The 18,390-nt window shown below is 46.8% G+C and carries 11 protein-coding genes; 3 read left to right on the top strand and 8 right to left on the bottom strand.

What is annotated here, in order from left to right; translation table 11 throughout:
* Positions 1–107: 107 nt before the first annotated feature.
* Both CWE08_RS11210 and CWE08_RS11205 read left to right on the top strand, forming a co-directional pair.
* Positions 108–1,283, top strand: a complete 1,176-nt coding sequence (locus tag CWE08_RS11210) for an exonuclease SbcCD subunit D (RefSeq protein ID WP_126768303.1) — start codon at positions 108–110, stop codon at positions 1,281–1,283.
* Positions 1,280–4,417: an AAA family ATPase gene (locus tag CWE08_RS11205; protein ID WP_126768302.1), complete on the top strand. Its 3,138-nt coding sequence runs from the start codon at positions 1,280–1,282 to the stop codon at positions 4,415–4,417. The genes CWE08_RS11210 and CWE08_RS11205 overlap by 4 nt, the downstream gene beginning before the upstream one ends.
* Before the next feature lie 7 nt (positions 4,418–4,424).
* Here the strand turns inward: CWE08_RS11205 and CWE08_RS11200 are convergent, their stop codons facing one another.
* From CWE08_RS11200 to CWE08_RS11170, 7 genes are all read right to left on the bottom strand, one after another.
* Complete coding sequence (locus CWE08_RS11200; RefSeq protein WP_126768300.1) at positions 4,425–5,159, bottom strand: hypothetical protein; 735 nt, start codon at positions 5,157–5,159, stop codon at positions 4,425–4,427.
* A 40-nt stretch (positions 5,160–5,199) separates the two neighbouring features.
* Entirely contained in the window at positions 5,200–5,616 is a 417-nt protein-coding gene (gene rnk / locus CWE08_RS11195) for a nucleoside diphosphate kinase regulator (RefSeq protein WP_126768298.1), read from the bottom strand.
* A 234-nt stretch (positions 5,617–5,850) separates the two neighbouring features.
* On the bottom strand, positions 5,851–7,104 hold the full coding sequence (locus tag CWE08_RS11190; RefSeq protein ID WP_126768297.1) for a DEAD/DEAH box helicase: 1,254 nt from the start codon (positions 7,102–7,104) through the stop codon (positions 5,851–5,853).
* Between the two features lie 140 nt (positions 7,105–7,244).
* Entirely contained in the window at positions 7,245–8,102 is an 858-nt protein-coding gene (locus tag CWE08_RS11185; RefSeq protein WP_126768295.1) for an EamA family transporter, read from the bottom strand.
* 70 nt (positions 8,103–8,172) lie between these two features.
* On the bottom strand, positions 8,173–11,262 hold the full coding sequence (locus CWE08_RS11180; protein ID WP_126768294.1) for an efflux RND transporter permease subunit: 3,090 nt from the start codon (positions 11,260–11,262) through the stop codon (positions 8,173–8,175).
* Complete coding sequence (locus CWE08_RS11175; protein ID WP_241973892.1) at positions 11,255–14,596, bottom strand: efflux RND transporter permease subunit; 3,342 nt, start codon at positions 14,594–14,596, stop codon at positions 11,255–11,257. The genes CWE08_RS11180 and CWE08_RS11175 overlap by 8 nt, the downstream gene beginning before the upstream one ends.
* 39 nt (positions 14,597–14,635) lie before the next feature.
* A complete protein-coding gene (locus CWE08_RS11170) occupies positions 14,636–15,703 on the bottom strand; it encodes an efflux RND transporter periplasmic adaptor subunit (RefSeq protein ID WP_126768292.1) in 1,068 nt (355 codons plus the stop codon).
* Positions 15,704–16,066: 363 nt separating this feature from the next.
* Here CWE08_RS11170 and CWE08_RS11165 point away from each other — a divergent pair, with 363 nt between their 5' ends.
* The gene (locus CWE08_RS11165; protein WP_126768291.1) at positions 16,067–17,335 is read left to right on the top strand and encodes an O-acetylhomoserine aminocarboxypropyltransferase/cysteine synthase family protein; all 1,269 of its coding nucleotides are present in this window, start codon (positions 16,067–16,069) and stop codon (positions 17,333–17,335) included.
* A gap of 130 nt (positions 17,336–17,465) precedes the next feature.
* Here the strand turns inward: CWE08_RS11165 and CWE08_RS11160 are convergent, their stop codons facing one another.
* Positions 17,466–18,329 (bottom strand): homoserine O-acetyltransferase/O-succinyltransferase family protein, encoded by an 864-nt coding sequence (locus tag CWE08_RS11160; RefSeq protein ID WP_126768289.1) that lies wholly within the window; start codon positions 18,327–18,329, stop codon positions 17,466–17,468.
* Between the last annotated feature and the right edge of the window lie 61 nt (positions 18,330–18,390).

Raw genomic sequence — 18,390 nt, 5'->3', positions numbered from 1 at the left:
TAAACTGTTTCTGCAGTTTACCAGCAACTATTCCGTGCATAAGATTTAGCATTTAAGAACTGCATAGGCGCTAAGCAAAAACTATAAAGTCGGCAAGGAGCAATAGGTTGAAGATTTTACATACCTCAGATTGGCATTTAGGGCGTTATTTTCACCAGCAATCATTGTTGGATGACCAACGCTTTGTATTGGCGCAGGTTGAGAAATATGTAGAAGAGCAAGAACCTGATGCCGTTATTGTAGCCGGTGATATCTACGATCGTTCTTTGCCGCCCGGCGAAGCAGTAAAACTACTCGACGATACCTTGCATACCTTGGTGCATGAATTAAAAGTGCCGGTGATTATGATCTCGGGTAATCACGATGGTGCCGATCGCTTGGGTTTCGGGGCTCGGCAACTGCGGCAAGCAGGCTTGAGTATTGTTACCTCGTTTACTGAGATGTTAAACCCAGTGGTACTTAAAGATGAGCACGGTGAAGTGGCGGTGTGGTGTATGCCCTACAATGATCCGAATCTAGTGGCTGATTATTTGCAGAAAGAAGTAAAGGGCTATCAGCACGCTCATGAGTTGTTGGTGGCTGAAATCGAACAGGCAAAGGAAGAACTAGGCTTAACGAAAGCACGGCATATATTGGTGAGCCATTGCTTTTTAGATGGTGGCAGCGAATCCGATTCTGAGCGGCCACTTTCGATTGGTGGCGCTGATAAAGTATCGCCAAAAACCTTTGCTGATTTTGATTATGTGGCACTTGGTCACTTACATCAGCCTCAGTATAAAAGTGTCGAATATATTCGTTATAGTGGTTCACTATTGAAATACAGCTTTTCTGAACATCAACAGAACAAAAGTGTAACTTTGGTGGCGTTGGACGAGAAAGGCTTTGCCGGTTTTGAGCTTTTACCGCTAACGGCCAAACGCAACGTTCGGCGCCTAGCGGGTAAATTTGAGCAGTTATTGGCCGATGGCAAGCAAGATCCTCAGCGCAATGATTATATTGAAATTACCCTCACCGATACCGATGCAATTCTTGAACCATTGGCGCGATTGCGTGCGGTGTATCCGAATATTCTTGATTTACAAAAAGAGCGTTTTAGCCATCGCTTAGGTGAAGGGGCTTCACTTGCCCGCGAGCATTTGAAACGAACAGAACTTGATATGTTGGCGGATTTTTATCAGCAAGTAACCGATGCACCACTTTCTGCGGAACAGCTAACATTAGCTCAAGATTTAATTCGTGAAAGCCTTAACCGTCATGCCGATTCAGGGAGTGATAAAGCATGAAGCCGCTGTACTTGAAAATGCAGGCTTTTGGGCCATTCGCAGGCACTGAAGAAGTGCTGTTTACGGAGTTGGGTGAGAATCCACTATTTCTGATTAACGGACCCACGGGTGCGGGTAAAACTAGCCTGCTTGATGGCATTAGTTATGCGCTGTATGGCGAAACAACGGGTGATAGAAGTGGCGAGCAAATGCGCTGTGATCACGCTGATTCGAGCACGGAAACCTTGCTGTGTTTTATTTTCCGCCTCGCTGATAAGGTTTATCGTATTGAGCGTTTACCCACACAAACATTGGCAAAGTTGCGCGGCGAGGGCGTAACCCAACGAAATGCCAGTGGCAGTATTTGGTTACTCGAAGAAGATGCCGAGCTTGCACCGCAAGAATGGCAGCGAAAATTATTGGTGGATAAGAAAATTCGCGAGCTCGATGAGTACGTGAATCAGCTAATAGGCTTAAATGCAAAGCAGTTTCGGCAAGTTGTTGTCTTGCCGCAAGGGAAGTTTCGTGAACTGCTTACTGCCAATTCTACGCAGCGTGAAGAAGTATTTGCGAGTTTATTCCAAACCCAACGATACCAGCTGATTGAAGAGGGTTTTCGGGTAAAAGCGAAAGCACTGCAAAGCCAATATAGCCGGGTAAAAGAGGAAATTTCGGCAATTTATTTGGAAGCTGGCATTACTGCGGATGCTACTGATGAAAGCGGCGATTTTATTGCGCGAGAGCAGCAGTTAGCCGCTCTATTGGCAGCTGCAGAAGGGCCCAGAGAAGCGGCTGAAGTTGAGTACAAACGCCTAAATCAGCGCTATGTTGAAGCTGCACGTAACCTTGATCGCGCCTCGGAACTGGAAAAACAATTTACGCGATATGAAGAATTATTGCGTGAAAAGGAAGCGCTAGATAAGCAAAAACAAGCTATGGCTAAACTTGATAAGTTACTAGCGCGTGGCAAAAATGCTGCGAAAATTCAGCCAATGTGGCAGCGTGTGGCAGATCAACGCCATGCGCTAAAACGCATCGAACGTACTCAAAGTGAAGCTGTAGTAGCTGCGAAAAAAGCGCAAACCGAGCATTCGCAAGCGCGCAAAGCATACGAAAAGGCGCAGCGAAAAGCGAACGAGCTGCCGGAATTGCGTGAGCAACAAGGGCCTTTGAAACGAGCTTTGATAGATGCGCAAAAATTACAACAGGCTCGGAGCGAGCAAGCATTACTAGATAAACGCAAGCAACAAGCTCAGGAAAGTGCGCAAGTGAGTGACGCCAAGCTTGCTGAAGCCAACATCGAATATAGAGCGGTTGAAAAGGCCATTGATGCGCAAGAAGCGCTGATTGTGGGGCAGGACAATATTGCTGTAAAACTCGCGCAATTAGAGCCGAAAATTGCTCAGCGCCAAGAGCTCAGCCAGCACCAAGAGCGTGAGAAGCAGCTTAAAACAAAGCAATCTAGCGTTCAGGCTGAGGTTGATTCCGCACGTAAGCAATTGCAAGCCGCTGAACGCGAAGAAAAGCAGCTGGTTAGAGGTTGGCACTTAAGCCAGGCTTTGCTGCTTTCAAGGGATTTAGCCGATGGTGAGCCTTGTATGGTGTGCGGTAGTTTGGAACATCCGGCGCTGGCGCATGAGCAAACGAACAACACGCAAGTTGTAGAGCAAGAAACAGTTGAAGCAGCGCAAGCAAATACCGGCCAGCAGCGAGAAATCTTGGGCAATATTGAACAGAAATTGTTGCAATTGAACACTGAGCTGAGCACTGAGCAAAAACGCATAAAAGCATTACAGGTAGCGCTGGGCGAGGCTGCTGAGCAGGACATTAGCGCGCTACAGCAAGAGCGTGATGTGTTGCAGCGGCAAGCGGAAGCGAATGCTCAGCAAAAGCAGGAGTTACAGCAGCAAAAGCTGCGTTTTCGGGAAATCCGAAGCGAGCTTGAGGAGCTTCGTAAGCAACAGCAATTCGCCCAAAGCGCTTTGCAATCAGCGGCTCATGCGGCAGAAGCAAATACAATCCGGGTACAAGAACTAGAACGCGAACTCCCTAAAGATAGGCGCAATTCGACACAAATAGAGCAAAAAATAGCGGAGATTAACGACGTTATTGCAAGTATTGAAGGCGAGCTCGAACGCGCGCGCCAAACACAAGAGCAGGCGGGCCAGAACGTTAGCAGTGCAGAGGCTAGGTTGAAGCAAACGCAAATGCAGCGTGAAGAGCTGGAAGCAAACGTAGTGAAAGCCGATAAAGCGTGGTTAGAGGCTTTGCAGGCAAGTGAGTTTGCCGATGCAGAGGCGTTCACGCAGGCGCAACTTAGCGCAGAGGAAGAGCAACAATACAGTATGCAGGTGCAAGAGTGGCAGCAGAGTTCACAACACAATGCTACGTTGCTGGCGGAATTATCGCAGGCGATTGAGGGCAAGGGCCGACCCGCGCTCGATACATTAAATGCCGAGCTTAAGGCGCTAGAGGAAAATGTGAGCGCGGCGTTGGAAAAGATGCAGCAACTCAACAATGAATACCAAACCTTGCAGAATATAGCCCAACGTTTAAAAGCGAAAGAAGCCAGTAGTGCTGAATTATCTGAGCGTTATCAGGTATTGGGTACATTGGCAGATGCGGTTGCAGGGAACAATTCTCAGCGCTTAACCTTACACCGTTTTGTACTTAGCATTTTGCTTGATGATGTGTTGCACGAAGCTTCGGTGCGCTTGGATAAAATGTCCGGTGGGCGATACTTATTGCGCCGTGATCTCGACGTGGCCGATAAACGCTCGGCTGCGGGCCTGAGCCTTGTGGTGGACGATGCGTATACCGGGCGAACGCGGCCAGTGAACACTTTGTCCGGGGGGGAAAGTTTTATGGCGGCACTGGCATTAGCGCTTGGCCTTTCCGATGTGGTGCAAAGTTACGCCGGTGGTATTCGTTTAGAAACACTCTTCATTGATGAGGGTTTTGGGAGCCTTGATGAGCACGCGTTAGATGCTGCAATTGCGGTTTTGGCCGAGCTTCGCGCTCATGGTCGAACTATCGGTATTATTTCCCATGTGCGGGAACTGAAGGAGCGTTTGCCCGATCGTATTGATGTGATTCGCCATCAATCAGGTAGCAGCACACAATTGGTTAATCAGGCGACGGTGAGCGGGCGATAGCGCGCCGTTAGCGCATGTGAATAACTTGATAAGCACAGTTTACAATCGCTTCGGAATGGTCATGGATTGGCGTATAAATATCGGTGGGGCACATGCCTTGATAGGTGGCTACTTCGCTACGGCGATGTTGCAGGTGTTGTTCAGAGCCATCGGAAAACACTAAGCTTAAAGTTGATTCATGCCAGCGCCAAAGGCCATTTAAATAATGTAGGTTTTGCTCATCATCGGCGTAATAAACGAATTCGAGTTGAAAGCTGCCATCGTTACTAATTTTCAGTAAACCGTCTTGTTGTGGGCATTGCGCACTTCGCAGAAATGGGTTTGCGAACCGTTGTTGTTTAGATTCAGGGTTGCGAACATAGATACCGATATTTTTACCAAAATACGCATGATTTCCCTCACCAAAACGCATGCTGTGCACTGCAGCTTGAGTTTTATCTTCTAGTAACGCCGCTAAGCGCTCGAGAAATTGAATATCGCTAAATGCCGGATTAACGGAAATCGTGGTATCAGGGAATGCCTCGGGTATCTCGATGCGGGTTGTTTCTACAGCATAATCGAGCGCTTCCAATTGCCTGCGGAGGTCCGCTTGTTGTGTTTCGCTGTACCCCTCAGTGGTGAGGTACAGCGTTGGAGTGCTGCAGCCGCTCACTATAAAAGCCGCGGCTATTACCAACCCTGCTGATAAGCGGGGTCTTCCAACACTGCGGCGTTCTGCACTCAAAAAATCATTCTTAAACACAAGAAAAAGCCTCTGAAAAAGAGGCCTTAATAGTAATAAATTAGCTGGTGAAATCACCATCACGCTCCGGCTGAAATACAATATCAATTACTTCAACGTGGCTTACACCATGTTGAGTTGGCCATTCAATGGTTTCGCCCACGCGCACGCCGAGAATAGCGCTACCGATGGGGGCAAAAATTGAAATGCTTTCCGCAACGTTAGCAAGATCTTTTGGGTACACCAAGGTTTTTTCGAATTCTTTGTTGGTTTCTACAATGCGAAAACGAACGCGCGAATTCATGGTGACAACATCGGCCGGAATTTCTTGCGGCTTCACTACTTTTGCTCGCCCTAGTTCAGTTTCTAGCGCGGCTACTTGCTTGCTTAAGCCGGGCGTTTTTTCAATCAGTGATTCAATTCGAATAACATCGAGCTCAGATAAAATAAGTGTTGGTTGAACATTTGGTTCTGGCATTCTAATTCTCCAAAGGCAGCACTGCTAAGTGTTTCCAAATTTAATGCTGGTTTAGGCTGTTAGTTACAAAGGTGATAAGCCATAGGCATAATAAAAAACCGCCCGATTAAATCAGGCGGTTTGCTTTAAATCTTTCTCTATTTATGGCGCTTATTCCGTGAAAAAGCAAGCGCTTTAGATTAGCCGGTTAGGTTTTTTCGCAAAAACGGTTAACCGGTCATGATTACACTATGTTTAACCACGGCCGCCTTGGCTACGGTTACCCGATCGAGCGCCACCAGAGCCACTCGGGCGTCCTGAACTATGGCCGCTGCCGCCCCGTGCGGGTTTTGGAAGTGGCTTAGCTTTGGACAAATCCACCTTGGTAAAGCCTTCTAAGTAGGCTTGTGGAATCTCTTGTTTAATTAAGCGCTGAACTGCTCTTAAGAGTTTCAATTCTTCGCCTTCTACAAGTGAAATCGCGTTTCCACTGGCACCAGCCCGGCCCGTACGGCCGATACGGTGAACGTAATCTTCCGCAACCTGGGGTAAATCGTAGTTCACTACAAATGGCAGTTGATCAATATCGAGGCCACGTGCCGCAATGTCAGTGGCTACAAGAATTTGTACCTTACCGGTTTTAAATTCAAGCAAAGCCTTCGTGCGCGCGCTTTGGCTTTTGTTGCCATGAATCGCGGTAGCCAAAAATCCACTGCTCTCAAGCTGCTTAACTAACCGATTAGCACCATGCTTGGTGCGGGTAAATACGAGCACCTGGGGTAAATCTAGTTGCCGTAACAAGGCCATGAGTAGTACTGGCTTTTCCGTTTTTGGAACCGGATAAACCACCTGTTCTACGCGCTCTGCTGTGGTATTACGCGGGCTTACCGATATTTCTACTGGATCGTTCACTAAGCCTTTCGCAAGCTCTCGAATCTCATCTGAGAATGTGGCGGAAAACAATAAATTTTGACGTTTTGGCGGTAAAACTTTAATAACGCGTTTAATATCATGAATAAAGCCCATATCGAGCATGCGATCGGCTTCATCTAAAACAAGAATTTCTAACTTTGGAAAGCGTACTGCGTTTTGCTGATAAAGATCGAGCAAGCGGCCTGGGGTAGCCACTAAAATATCAACGCCTCGGCGCAGTTTCATCATTTGTGGATTGATTTTCACGCCACCAAACACAACCGCAGAGCTTAAGTTTAAGCCTTTTGCATAAGTTTCAACGCTTTCTCCTACTTGTGCCGCTAGCTCGCGGGTAGGGGTGAGAATCAGCACGCGCGCTTCATTTGGCTTTGCGCGTTCGCCATCTTTTAGGATCTCCAACATCGGCAAGGTGAAACCAGCTGTTTTTCCTGTACCGGTTTGCGCAGCGGCCATTACATCGCGGCGCGCGAGCACTGCGGGAATCGCTTGTTCTTGAATGGGTGTTGGCGTGGTGTAGCCTTCGGATTGCAAGGCTTCGAGAATAGTGGCGCAAAGGCCCAGAGAAGCAAAACTCATTTAATACAAAATCTCTTTGGTGAGTGCGAGCGCTGAGAATGTCTTGGCTCCGCCCGCTGCGAAAGGCTCAAATGAACCTTTCAAAACAGCGGCAAGGATACAGCAGAAGCGCAACTAGCGCAATCAAGAGGCGCCTTTGCTTAGGGCTTGCTGAGGGAGTTTCGTGAGGTAAGCCAAACGGCAAAAAGAATAATGGCGCCGCCCAAAATTAGTGAACCCCATTGCACGTTTTGCCCCCACAAAATAAAGTTAACCAGTAAACCTGCGGGTATCAGGGCATTGTTCATTGTTGCCAGTTGGCCAATGTTTACCTTTTTACTGGCAATGCTCCACGCTAAATAGCCAACACCAGAAGCGCCAAAGCCCAACCATAATAAAACTGACCAATGTATCCAGGTGCTAGGTAAACGGCTGTAATCAGCAAATAACAGCATACCAATGCCGGATACAAGGGTGGCACCAAGGAAGAATAATGCATACACGCCAATTTGCTGTTTGGCCTTACCCAGCGGTAAGCGTTTGTAGGCTACTTGCCCTGTAGCAAAGCAAATATTAGCGCCTTGAATCAGCAAGAAGCCGGTAATAAATTCGCTACTCAGGCCCTGATAGCGAATGAGCCCGGCGCCGAGCACCGAAAGCGCGGCAGCTAACCACCAGATTCGTGGTAACGGTTTTCGGTTTAACAGCCATTCATCAATTAAGGTGATGTAGAGCGGGGTGAAAATGGTAAAGAGCAACACTTCTGCCACACTGAGATAGAGAAAGGCATGGTAAAGCAGAAGATACATCAAGCCAATTTGAATGCCACCAATCAGCATTAACCGCACACGAATGGGCGCGGAAACATGCTTCACTTTTAAAAAGGGTAACAATAAACATAGCGCCAGAATCATACGGATAAACACAGCAATGTAAGCATCCACATCACGTGATAAAAATTCACCAATGAGTGAGAAGCTAAACGCCCATACGATAGTGATTAAAATTAATACTGGCATGCGGTTGCTCCAAAATAACGATGTAGCGCCTTGAATAACCAAGGCACTACATCGTTTTCAATTACGTAGGCTAACGGGAGTGTTGGTTTGCGGGCTGTTTCTGGCGGCGTAGTGGCCTACCAGAACGTTCCCACACCTTGCCCCAATGCGAGCGCCAGTATAGCAGGCGGCTATAGGCATGAGGAACAAAGTATAAGCTAGTAAGCGTACTAAATGCTAAACCGCTAATAATAGTAATGGCCATAGGTGTGTAAGGCGGGCCATCACCACCAATTTGAGTGCTGCCGAGGGCTAGGGGCACCATACCAAGAATAGTTGTGGCTACTGTCATTAAAATTGGGCGCACACGGCGAGAGGCCGCCTCCAGAATTGCATTCTCTAATACGTAACCTTCATCCACGAGCTGATTAATGGCATCCACCAATACAATGCCGTTATTCACAACAATACCCATCAAAATTAACATGCCGATTAAGGCCATCATTTCGATACCATTACCAGTGAGCCATAACCCCCAAAATACACCGGTAATGGCTAAAATTAATGAGCCAATTACTGCAGAGGGCAGTAAAAGCGATTCGAACAAAGCGGCCATAACCATGTAAACCATCGCCACAGCTAAAAGCATATTTACTAGCATAATGGAGTTTTGCCGTTGCTGAGCGCGAAATCCACCATCGAGGCTCCAACGATAACCATCAGGTAGTTGCACGTTCGCCATAACTTGATTTATGGCTGTGCGTGCCTCTGCCATGGTCATATCATTTAGGTTGGCATTTATCCGCACTGCGGTTTGTCGATCAAACCGGCGGATATTGCCCAACTGCTCAACTTCTTCAATGCGAGCTATCTGGTTTAGATTAATCAGCGTATTACCAACTCGTGCCACCACCATTTGCTCTAATTCAGCAAGAGATTGGCTGAAATATTCAGGGAACATAACGCGAATACGCATATCACCTTCGGGGTTATGGCGGAAGGAGCGCAGGTTGCTGCCACGCAAAGCTACGCCAATTTGCTCTGCAACTTGTGCACTATTTAAACCAAAGCGTTCTGCTTGTTCACGATCAATGTGAATACGTAATTCATTTTTGGCGTTGTTGTCGTCGGTTTGCACATCTGCTAAGCCATCAATCCGAGATAGCATCGGAATTAAACTATCAGCGATGTTTTCAAGTTCTTGCGTTGAGCGGCCCTGCAGTGTGATTTGCACACCATTATTATCACCACCACGAAAACCAAATACAGGCTCGCTGCGAGGTAAAGGGGGCATATTGTCGCGAACGCGTTGCTGAATTTCAGCTACCGAAAGTGTGCGGTCGGGTTTTAGAAGTAGAGTAGACATGGCATAGCCGGGGGTATAGTAGCTATACACATGCTCCAACTCTAATGCCTCTTTATTTGCGTAAAGGTAGCTTTCTAAAGCTGTAACTTCCCGCTCTACCTCCTCAAGTTTGTATTGGCCGGTGATGTGGTAATTGATAAACAGGCGATCGTTATAAGCCACATCTGTTTCGTCACTCCCCACGTTTGAGAAGGGCACTACGGTGCTAGCCATGATAAGAAGTGTGAAAAGAGTTGTGAGCCTCGGATGGCGATGCGACCAACGCAGGCTGTGTAGATACCCTCGCTTGATAATTCCCGCCTTTGGCGGTTCTGCTGAGATATTTAATTTAATTTTACTGAGTAGCATGGGGATAAGCGTTTGCGCTATTAACAGCGAAGCTAATAGCGAAATACAAATAGCAATGGCTACATGCTCAAGGAAAATTGTAATTTGGTCAGTTTCGCCGAATATATTAGGTAAAAACACGATTGCAGTGGTGAGTGTGCCGGCGATAATGGCCAGAGACACACGGCTTGTTCCGGCTATTACAGTAGCTTTATCTTGCACTTTACCGGTTGCTTGCTGTTCCTGCTGAATACTTTCGGTAACTACCACCGCGTTATCGATAAGCATACCAATAGCAAGCATAAGGCCCATCATAGAGAGAATGTTTAAGCTATACCCCAACAAATACATCACCCCAAGAGTAAGGCAAATAGCAATGGGTACTGAAACGACAATGATCAGTGTTGTACGCCAATCACGTAAAAACAGGTAAAGAACAACGATCGATAACAAGGCTCCGAAACCACCAGCTTTTAGCAAATCACTTAACGATGTCGTTACACTTTCTGCCGTGTTATCCATCATCATTAGATTAATACCTGAAAATTCAGGGCTATTTGAAACCTCATCAATTAACTGGCTCGCTGCACGCGCTACATCTACTAAATTCGCACTCGATTCCTTGTAGATATCAACACCAATGGCAAAGCTTTGATTAAAACTGCGGCCATCAGTGGCCCGTGGAAGCTCATAATTAACCTCCGCAATATCGCCCAAGCTGAGATCAGGTGTGATCGGCAGGGTACGAATATCATCAAGGTTTCGATATTCCCCTGCTGGTTTCACTAAAATACGATCGTAATCAGTTTCTAGATAGCCAGCCGACATCGTAAAGTTAGCTTCGTTTAACCTGGCGGTAATAGCATTTACCGAGAGGCCGGTAGCACTTAATGCTTCCGGATTTAAGCGAAGCATAATTTCTCGTTGCTGCACGCCATATAGCCCCACACGCGAGATGCCCTCAACACGTTCAAGAGGCTGTTTTAACTGACGATTAAGAAGTTCCCACGCTAACGATAAATCTTGCTGACTGGAAATCCTTAGCTGCATAACTGGCATATCTTCGGTATTAAATTGGAAGATAAATACACGCTCAACATCATCGGGTAATAAATGACGCATACTCTCCACTCGTTCTCGCGCTTCAATGCTGCGTGCGGAAACGCTATCTTTCCAAGCGAAATTGAGTACTACATCGGCGCCGTTTTCCGCTGAGTTTGAGCGCATTTCTTGAATTCCCGGTAAAGTGGCTAGCGCCTCCTCCAAAGGCCGGGTAATCAAGCGTTCCACTTCCGCCGGAGTAGAGCTGCGATAGGGCACATTAACCACAATTTGCGGGATATCGATGCCGGGAAACTTTTCTAAAGGCAGCATGCGGCTGGATACGAGCCCTAGAATCAGAAAACTCAAAAAGAACATGCACACAGTAACCGGACGCTTAAGGGCAAAGCTGGCAAGCGGCGCACTGAGTTCAGAGATCTTACTCATGAGAGCCTCCGCTTAGCGCAGAATCGTGGGTAGCCAGTTCATCATTGGTATTCGCTAAGTTGAAATTCTTACGATCGAATAGTTGATACACCAAAGGAATGAACAATAAGGTAAGTAAGGTAGCAAATAACAAGCCACTAATTACTGCAATGGCCATGCTAGCGCTCAGCTCCGCGCCTTCGCCGATACCCAAGGCTAACGGTAATAACCCCAGAACAGTTGTTAATGTTGTCATTAAAATTGGCCGCAAACGTTGCGCTGCGGCTTGTTGAATGGCTTTCAACTTGGGTGTTCCCTCAGTGCGTAATTGATTGATACGATCAATCAACACAATAGCGTTATTAACTACTATACCGGCGAGCATAATTAAACCAATGAAAACCACAACGCTGAGAGGCGTGTTGGTTAACCACAAACCTACAATTGAGCCGGCAGCAGCTAAAGGCACCGAAAACATAATCAATAGTGGGTGGCCGAAGCTTTCAAATTGTGAAGCCATTACTAAGTAAACCAAAAAGATCGCTAACCCAAGCGCGAGTAGAAGCGAATTATAAGATTGCTCCAATAGCTCACTTTGGCCACCAATATGCGCGGTAATACCGGGTGCCAAGCGTACATCGCTGATTATTTGTTCCAGTTTCGCCTGTGCTGAGCGTAAATCGCCGGCTGCACTGGCACTGATAAGCGCTACTCGCTGTTGTGATAACCGAGTAATTTCACTCGGGCCAACCGTGCTTTTAATTTCAGCTACGGCTGAGAGTGGTAGCTCAACATCGCTACCTGGGTTGATGATTAGTTGTGAAACTAAATTCGGATCTTGGCGCACATGGTCCGGTAAGCGAACGCGGATATCGATTTGTCGATCTTGTAAGCTATATTGGGTAGCAATTTGGCCACCAATTTGCGTGCTTATTACCTGGGCAACATCGGCTGCGGTTAAACCTACCCAAGCTAATCGAGCATGATCAAATATGATTTCGAGTTCGGGTTGGCCCCGTGTTAGGCCGTTACGCACATCGGTAAACGCGGCATCTTCCTCTAAGCGCGTGCTAATTTGCTCGGCGTTTGTGAGTAGGTCGTTCAGTTCATAACCATAGAGCTCAACAATCATGGGCATATCGATGCTTACAAGTTCAGGGAAATCAATACGCGCTTGCACATCTGGCTGGCGCTGCAAATAGAGCCTTAAATCATCAATCAATGCATCGCGAGTTTCCGCAGTTATCGTTGTTTTAGTCACTATGTGAAAGCGGCCCCAGAAATCACCACCTTGATTTGCTTGCACTTGCATTAACGAGCCGGAGCCCGCAACCGAGTATGTGCGCTCAATGCGGCTATCATGGCTTAAGTGTTCAGCGATACTGGCAAGAAACTCATCAGTGCGTGCAATAGGTGTGCCGCGGGGAAGTTCAATATCCACATAAAATTCCCGCTGCTCCATTTGGGGTATGAGTTCTGCTCCCAAGCGCGGTACCAGAGCGAAACATGCGATGGTAAGCGCGGTGAAAAGAGAGAAAAACGCCCAGGGTTTGGTTTGCATTCGCGCAAGGCTACTCGCGTGTAAATTACTTACTCCGTTTAGGCCTTTATCAAATAGATAAACAATCGGCCGAGCAAGCCAGCCAAGACCCTTGGCAATACTTGCGAAAATTATACGAAATACACGAAGAATAGCCAGTGGCAGCCAGTAAAACAGTGTTTTGCTGAGCATGCGAAATGGCCAGCCCAGCCAAAACAACAGCTTACGGCGGGTTGGGGGCGCTGTTGGTGCTGTTGGCTGAGTGGCGGTTTGCTCTTGTTGTATTTGCGCTTGCTCTAATTGGGCATGTTTACGGAACTGCCGGCTCGCAAGCATCGGGATTAAAGTTAAGGCAACAAAAAGTGATGCGATTAATGCAAAGCTTACGGTGAGAGCTTGATCGGTAAACAGTTGACCGGCCATGCCACTAACAAAAATTAACGGTATGAAAACCGCAAGAGTGGTTAAGGTGGCAGCAATAACCGCGCCGGTTACTTCTTGCGTACCAAATATGGCGGCGGTTTTATTATCTTCACCCAGTTGTTTACGGCGATCGATATTTTCTAAAACAACAATGGCGTTATCAACCAGCAACCCCACCGCAAGGGCAATACCACCAAGCGACATTAAGTTTAAACTTAACCCGCCCATAAACATGAATAAAAAGGTAGCAATGATCGATACCGGAATGGCTAAAGAAATAATAACCGTGGGGCCAACTTTGCGAAGAAATAATAGAATAACCCCCATGGCCAATAAGCCGCCGAAAAGTGCATTCTGTTTTACAGCCGCGATTGCATTGCGAATAAAGGTTGATTGATCGGCAAGGAGTTCAATACTGTAATCGGCGGGCAATTGCTTGTTCAAAGCCGGTAGGCGAGCGCGAACAGCATCGGCTACCGTTACCGTGTTGGCGTCACCTTCCCGATAGAGGTTTAGCTCTATGGATTCGCGGCCATTTACTCTGCTAATGGCGGTGCGATCTTTATGGCCACTGCGAATTTGTGCAATATCTTTCAGTTGAATTGGGGTGCCATCACGGCTAGCGATGTAGATATTTTCCATATCTTCAAGCGATTGGAATTGATTAACCGTACGCACTAAGAATTCTTGCGTACCGGTTTCAATGCGGCCACCCGATTGGTTCATGTTCTCTGCACGCAACCGGTTGATAATGGTTTGCATATCAATATTGAGTTGGCTTACCCGATATTCATCAACTAAAACCTGTATCTCATCTTCATAACCACCACCCGTTCGAACAGCGGCAACGCCAGGAATACTCTCAATTTGGCGTTTCAACTCATCATCTGCATAACGGCGGAGTTCTTGCAGTTGCCAAGGGCTTCCTGCAGATTCTTCACGATTTAGTGCCAATCGCATAATAGGCTCTAGATTTGGGTTAAAGCGCAGCAGAGTGGGTTTCTCGATATCAAGCGGGAGCATCACCATATCGAGCTTTTCACGAATATCGATACCGGCGAAATCCATATTGGTGCCCCACACGAATTCTAAAACGATATCCGATTGCCCAGAGCGCGCATATGAGGTGATGGTGCGTACCCCTTTTACCGTGCCTAAGGTTTCTTCAATAGGGCGGTTAATCAGTTGTTCTATCTCGCTAGGTGCGGCTCCAGCATATACGGTGCGCACGGTAAGCGTGGGGTAACTTAAATCAGGTAACAGATTTACCGGTAACCGGCCTAAGCCAACGAATCCAAATAGAACGATAGCTAGGGTAAACATTATGATAGTTACAGGGCGGCGAACCGCAAGGGCGGCGATACCCTTAGCTTTAGGTGTAGATGCGCTCATTTATAGCTTCCTTGAATTATTGTTGTTAGTGGGCTGTGATTAAAGTTCAATCACTTCTAGCAACGCATCGTTTCGTAGCGTATTTTGGCCGGTAACAATAAGAGCTGCGCCGGTATCCAAACCCTCGGTTACTTCTATCCAACCATTTTCTCGAATACCAGTAGTAATGGCTAAGCGTTGAGCTTTGTTTTCATTGGCGATAAATACATAACTTGCTTGGTCAATATTCACTAGTGCATGGTGAGGAATTCGCACAACATCGTGTTTTTGTGCGTAATGTAGATTCACTCGAGTAAACATACCAGCACGCAGTTTTTGCTCGGAATTGGGAATCGAGAGCACCACTCGGAAGGTTCCTGAAGTAGCATCAACTACTGTGCTAACGCGAGTTACTTGTGCTGAAATATGATTATTTTGGCCCACACCTTGTAACTCCAAATCGGCTTCTTGCTCAGCCTCGATATTAGCCAGTGCATGCTCTGGTAGATTCACTGTGGCTCGCAAAGTGGTGTCGTTCACAATGTGAAACAGTGCTTTTTGTTGATAGGCTTGAATCATGTTGCCAGTTTTTACAAAGCGTTCGGCGATATGCCCAGAAATTGGTGCACGAATAACTGCTTCTGCTAAATCAAGTTCGGCAATTTGTAACTGAGCAGAGAGCGCATCGTGGCGCGATTGCAGCCGTTCAACTTGCTCGGTGCTTACCATTTGCTGGCCAGCTAACTGGCGCATCCGGGTAAGCTCTTGAGTAACGCCTCTTAATTCTGCGGCAATCTGATCGCGGCTATAGCGATAACGTGAAGATTCCAACCGAACTAAAGCTTGGCCTTGTTCAACAAAATCGCCTTCTTCCACCAAAATCTCTTCTACAATACCGCTCACTCGGGCGATTACATCAGTTTCTTCTTCAGCCTCTAAAATAGCGCTAGCTTGAATGCTCGCTCGCACAGTGCCGCGCGCTACCTTTTGCACTTCAACAGGCACGCCGCGTTCGGTTTCTTTGGGCTCGGATTCAACGGAGTTTGCGGTGCTTGGATTACCACAGCCGAAAAGCGCAACGGGTAGGGCTAGAAGTAAGGCAAAGATTCTAATTTTGGCGGTGTTCATTAGGTTAGTTCCATTAATTAAGTTAACACTACATTTGCAGATTGATATTTGGTGTTCATACAGAATGTCTTACTGGTTTTATGCGAAATCCATGCCAAAAACAGTAACTGCATGTTATTTCGTTGTTTTTATTGTTTTCATTCCACTTCACTGACACGTGGGTGGCGAATTTAGCACAACTTCTTTGAATTAATTGGTAAATCTCACCACTGTATCGAAATAATTTTTACTGTTGTTTTATTTGAGCTTTGGCCAAGCAGCGAACAAATAAAGTAAACTTGATAAAAGAGGTGTAGACATTTAGATGGCTAAACGTATAGAATTCTAGCATTGCCTGTGTCGCGAAATTTTGGAGAAAACTCTATGCGTTTAGAAACACTTGCTTTGCACCACGGCTACACAGCCGATGAAACCACCCGATCGGCTGCAGTACCCATTTACCAAACAACTTCTTTTACTTTCAGAGATACTCAGCACGGCGCTGATCTGTTTGATTTAAAGGTAGAAGGGAATATTTATTCGCGAATCATGAATCCAACGAATGCAGTGTTGGAACAACGTATCGCAGAAATTGAAGGGGGGATTGGAGCCTTGGCTGTAGCGTCGGGTATGGCCGCTATCACCTATACCATTCAAACCATCACTAGCGCGGGGGATAACATTGTAAGTATTAGCCAACTCTATGGCGGTACTTATAATTTCTTTGCGCACTCTTTGCCAAATCAAGGTATTGATGTGCGTTTTGCCGATGCGGATGATTTTGCTGGCATCGCTGCATTGATCGATGATCGTACGAAGCTACTGTTTTGTGAATCCATCGGTAATCCGGGCGGGAATATCGTTGATTTGCAAAAATTAGCCGATATTGCTCATGCCCATGGTATTCCACTAGTTGTTGATAACACCGTAGCAACGCCCGTATTGTGCCGGCCGTTTGAGCATGGGGCCGATATTGTGGTGCACTCTTTAACTAAATATATTAGTGGACATGGTACAACTATCGGCGGGGTAATCGTGGATAGTGGCAAGTTTGATTGGGCAGCACATGCGGAACGTTATCCGCAGTTGAACCTCCCAGACCCTTCCTATCACGGCGTGGTGTATACCGAAGCTTTGGGGGAAGCGGCCTTTATCGGCCGTGCGCGCGTTGTTCCGTTGAGAAACACTGGGGCGGCGTTATCGGCGCAAAGTGCCTTTAATATTTTGCAGGGGTTGGAAACTTTGGCGTTGCGTATGGAGCGGCACTGTGAAAATGCGCAGAAAGTGGCGGAATATTTGGCGCAGCATCCACAAGTAACCTGGGTTAAATACGCGAGTTTAAGCAATGATAAATATCATTCATTGGCCCAGAAAATTAGCTCCGGAAAAGCCTCTGGTATTTTGAGTTTTGGCATTAAAGGTGGGTTACCGGCCGCGGTGAAGTTTATCGATTCGTTAAAACTATTATTGCGGCTTGTGAATATCGGTGATGCGAAATCCTTAGCGTGTCATCCGGCTTCAACAACTCATCGTCAATTATCACCGGAAGAGCATTCGCGGGCTGGAGTGAGTGAAGATCTCATTCGCCTCTCAATTGGCATCGAGCACATTGACGATATTATTGCTGATATTGCTCAAGCACTCGAAGCTTAAGCTTAGTTATATTGAGTTGCGGGCTCTGTGGTGCTTGATGAAGAGCATACACCGCAGGGCCCTGCATCCAGCCTAAGCACTACTGGCCTCAGCATAATCGGCTTTCTCACTACCGGGCCTAGTTTGGGATTTATTTTAGCCAGTGATTTATCCAATTTTGAATTAAGGTGCTGCCGTCATCCTGCCAATGCGGTAAGGGCAATTCAAAGGTTTCGTTATCCACGAAGTAGTATTCCGGTGGTAGTGGTTCCATTCCTTTTTCAAATTCTCGTTTAAATTCTTTTTGTAAGGTATCAGCTTCGTATTCAGGATGGCCAAAAATATAGGCGCGCCGGCGGGGTTCATCAACTGCATAAAAAGCACCTGCGTTTGGTGCTTGCATTAACACCCGAACTTCTGGGTGGGCAAAAAGTTGCGTTTGCCGAGCCTCGGCAAAGCGGGAATGTGGAAATTGTACGCCGGCTTCCATGTGTTCAATTAATGGGTGCCTCCGCACAATACGATGCTGATAGATACCACTAATTTTGCGTGCGCGCACCCGGCGAGGAATGTTGTAAAAATGGTGCAACGCTGCATTGGCTGCCCAGCATGAATATAATGTGCTTGTAGCGTAATAGGAGCTCATATCAAAGATTTCTTTCAATTCATCCCAATAGGGAACTTGCTCATATTCCTTATGCCCGAGCGGTGCACCCGTAATCACCAAGCCATCAAAATCACTTTCCAGAGTGAGCGGTTGATAGAGCGCCCGAAGGTGCTTAATATCGGCAGTGTCTGGCCGCCATGAGGATAAGCGGATGAAATGTAAATCCACAGTATCCTTTAATTTGGCGAAGAGGCGGAGCCAATGCCGCTCTGTTTCTGCATGATTCGGCATTAAATTTATTAAGCCTATGGATATCTTTCCCTTTTTTCCGGGCGCATAGGTGATGGCAAGCCCTTCGGATTGTAGCTCTTTAATGGCGGGTATAGGCCAATGCAAAATAACAGGCATGGGTAGATAGCTTCCTCGGCTTTTCTAGTAATGAATATATGATGACACCAGGATTTATTAT

It is taken from the genome of Aliidiomarina iranensis (assembly GCF_003987135.1).
GTDB lineage: Bacteria > Pseudomonadota > Gammaproteobacteria > Enterobacterales > Alteromonadaceae > Aliidiomarina > Aliidiomarina iranensis.
The sequence above is the reverse complement of the archived record's forward strand: the minus strand, read 5'-3'. Positions and strand labels throughout refer to the sequence as shown.

Coding starts and splice junctions, on each gene's coding strand:
- CWE08_RS11165 (WP_126768291.1), top strand. CDS start 16,067: ATGCGTTTAGAAACACTTGCTTTGCACCACGGCTACACAGCCGATGAA.
- CWE08_RS11185 (WP_126768295.1), bottom strand. CDS start 8,102: ATGCCAGTATTAATTTTAATCACTATCGTATGGGCGTTTAGCTTCTCA.
- CWE08_RS11160 (WP_126768289.1), bottom strand. CDS start 18,329: ATGCCTGTTATTTTGCATTGGCCTATACCCGCCATTAAAGAGCTACAA.
- rnk (WP_126768298.1), bottom strand. CDS start 5,616: ATGCCAGAACCAAATGTTCAACCAACACTTATTTTATCTGAGCTCGAT.
- CWE08_RS11175 (WP_241973892.1), bottom strand. CDS start 14,596: ATGAGCGCATCTACACCTAAAGCTAAGGGTATCGCCGCCCTTGCGGTT.
- CWE08_RS11170 (WP_126768292.1), bottom strand. CDS start 15,703: ATGAACACCGCCAAAATTAGAATCTTTGCCTTACTTCTAGCCCTACCC.
- CWE08_RS11180 (WP_126768294.1), bottom strand. CDS start 11,262: ATGAGTAAGATCTCTGAACTCAGTGCGCCGCTTGCCAGCTTTGCCCTT.
- CWE08_RS11190 (WP_126768297.1), bottom strand. CDS start 7,104: ATGAGTTTTGCTTCTCTGGGCCTTTGCGCCACTATTCTCGAAGCCTTG.
- CWE08_RS11205 (WP_126768302.1), top strand. CDS start 1,280: ATGAAGCCGCTGTACTTGAAAATGCAGGCTTTTGGGCCATTCGCAGGC.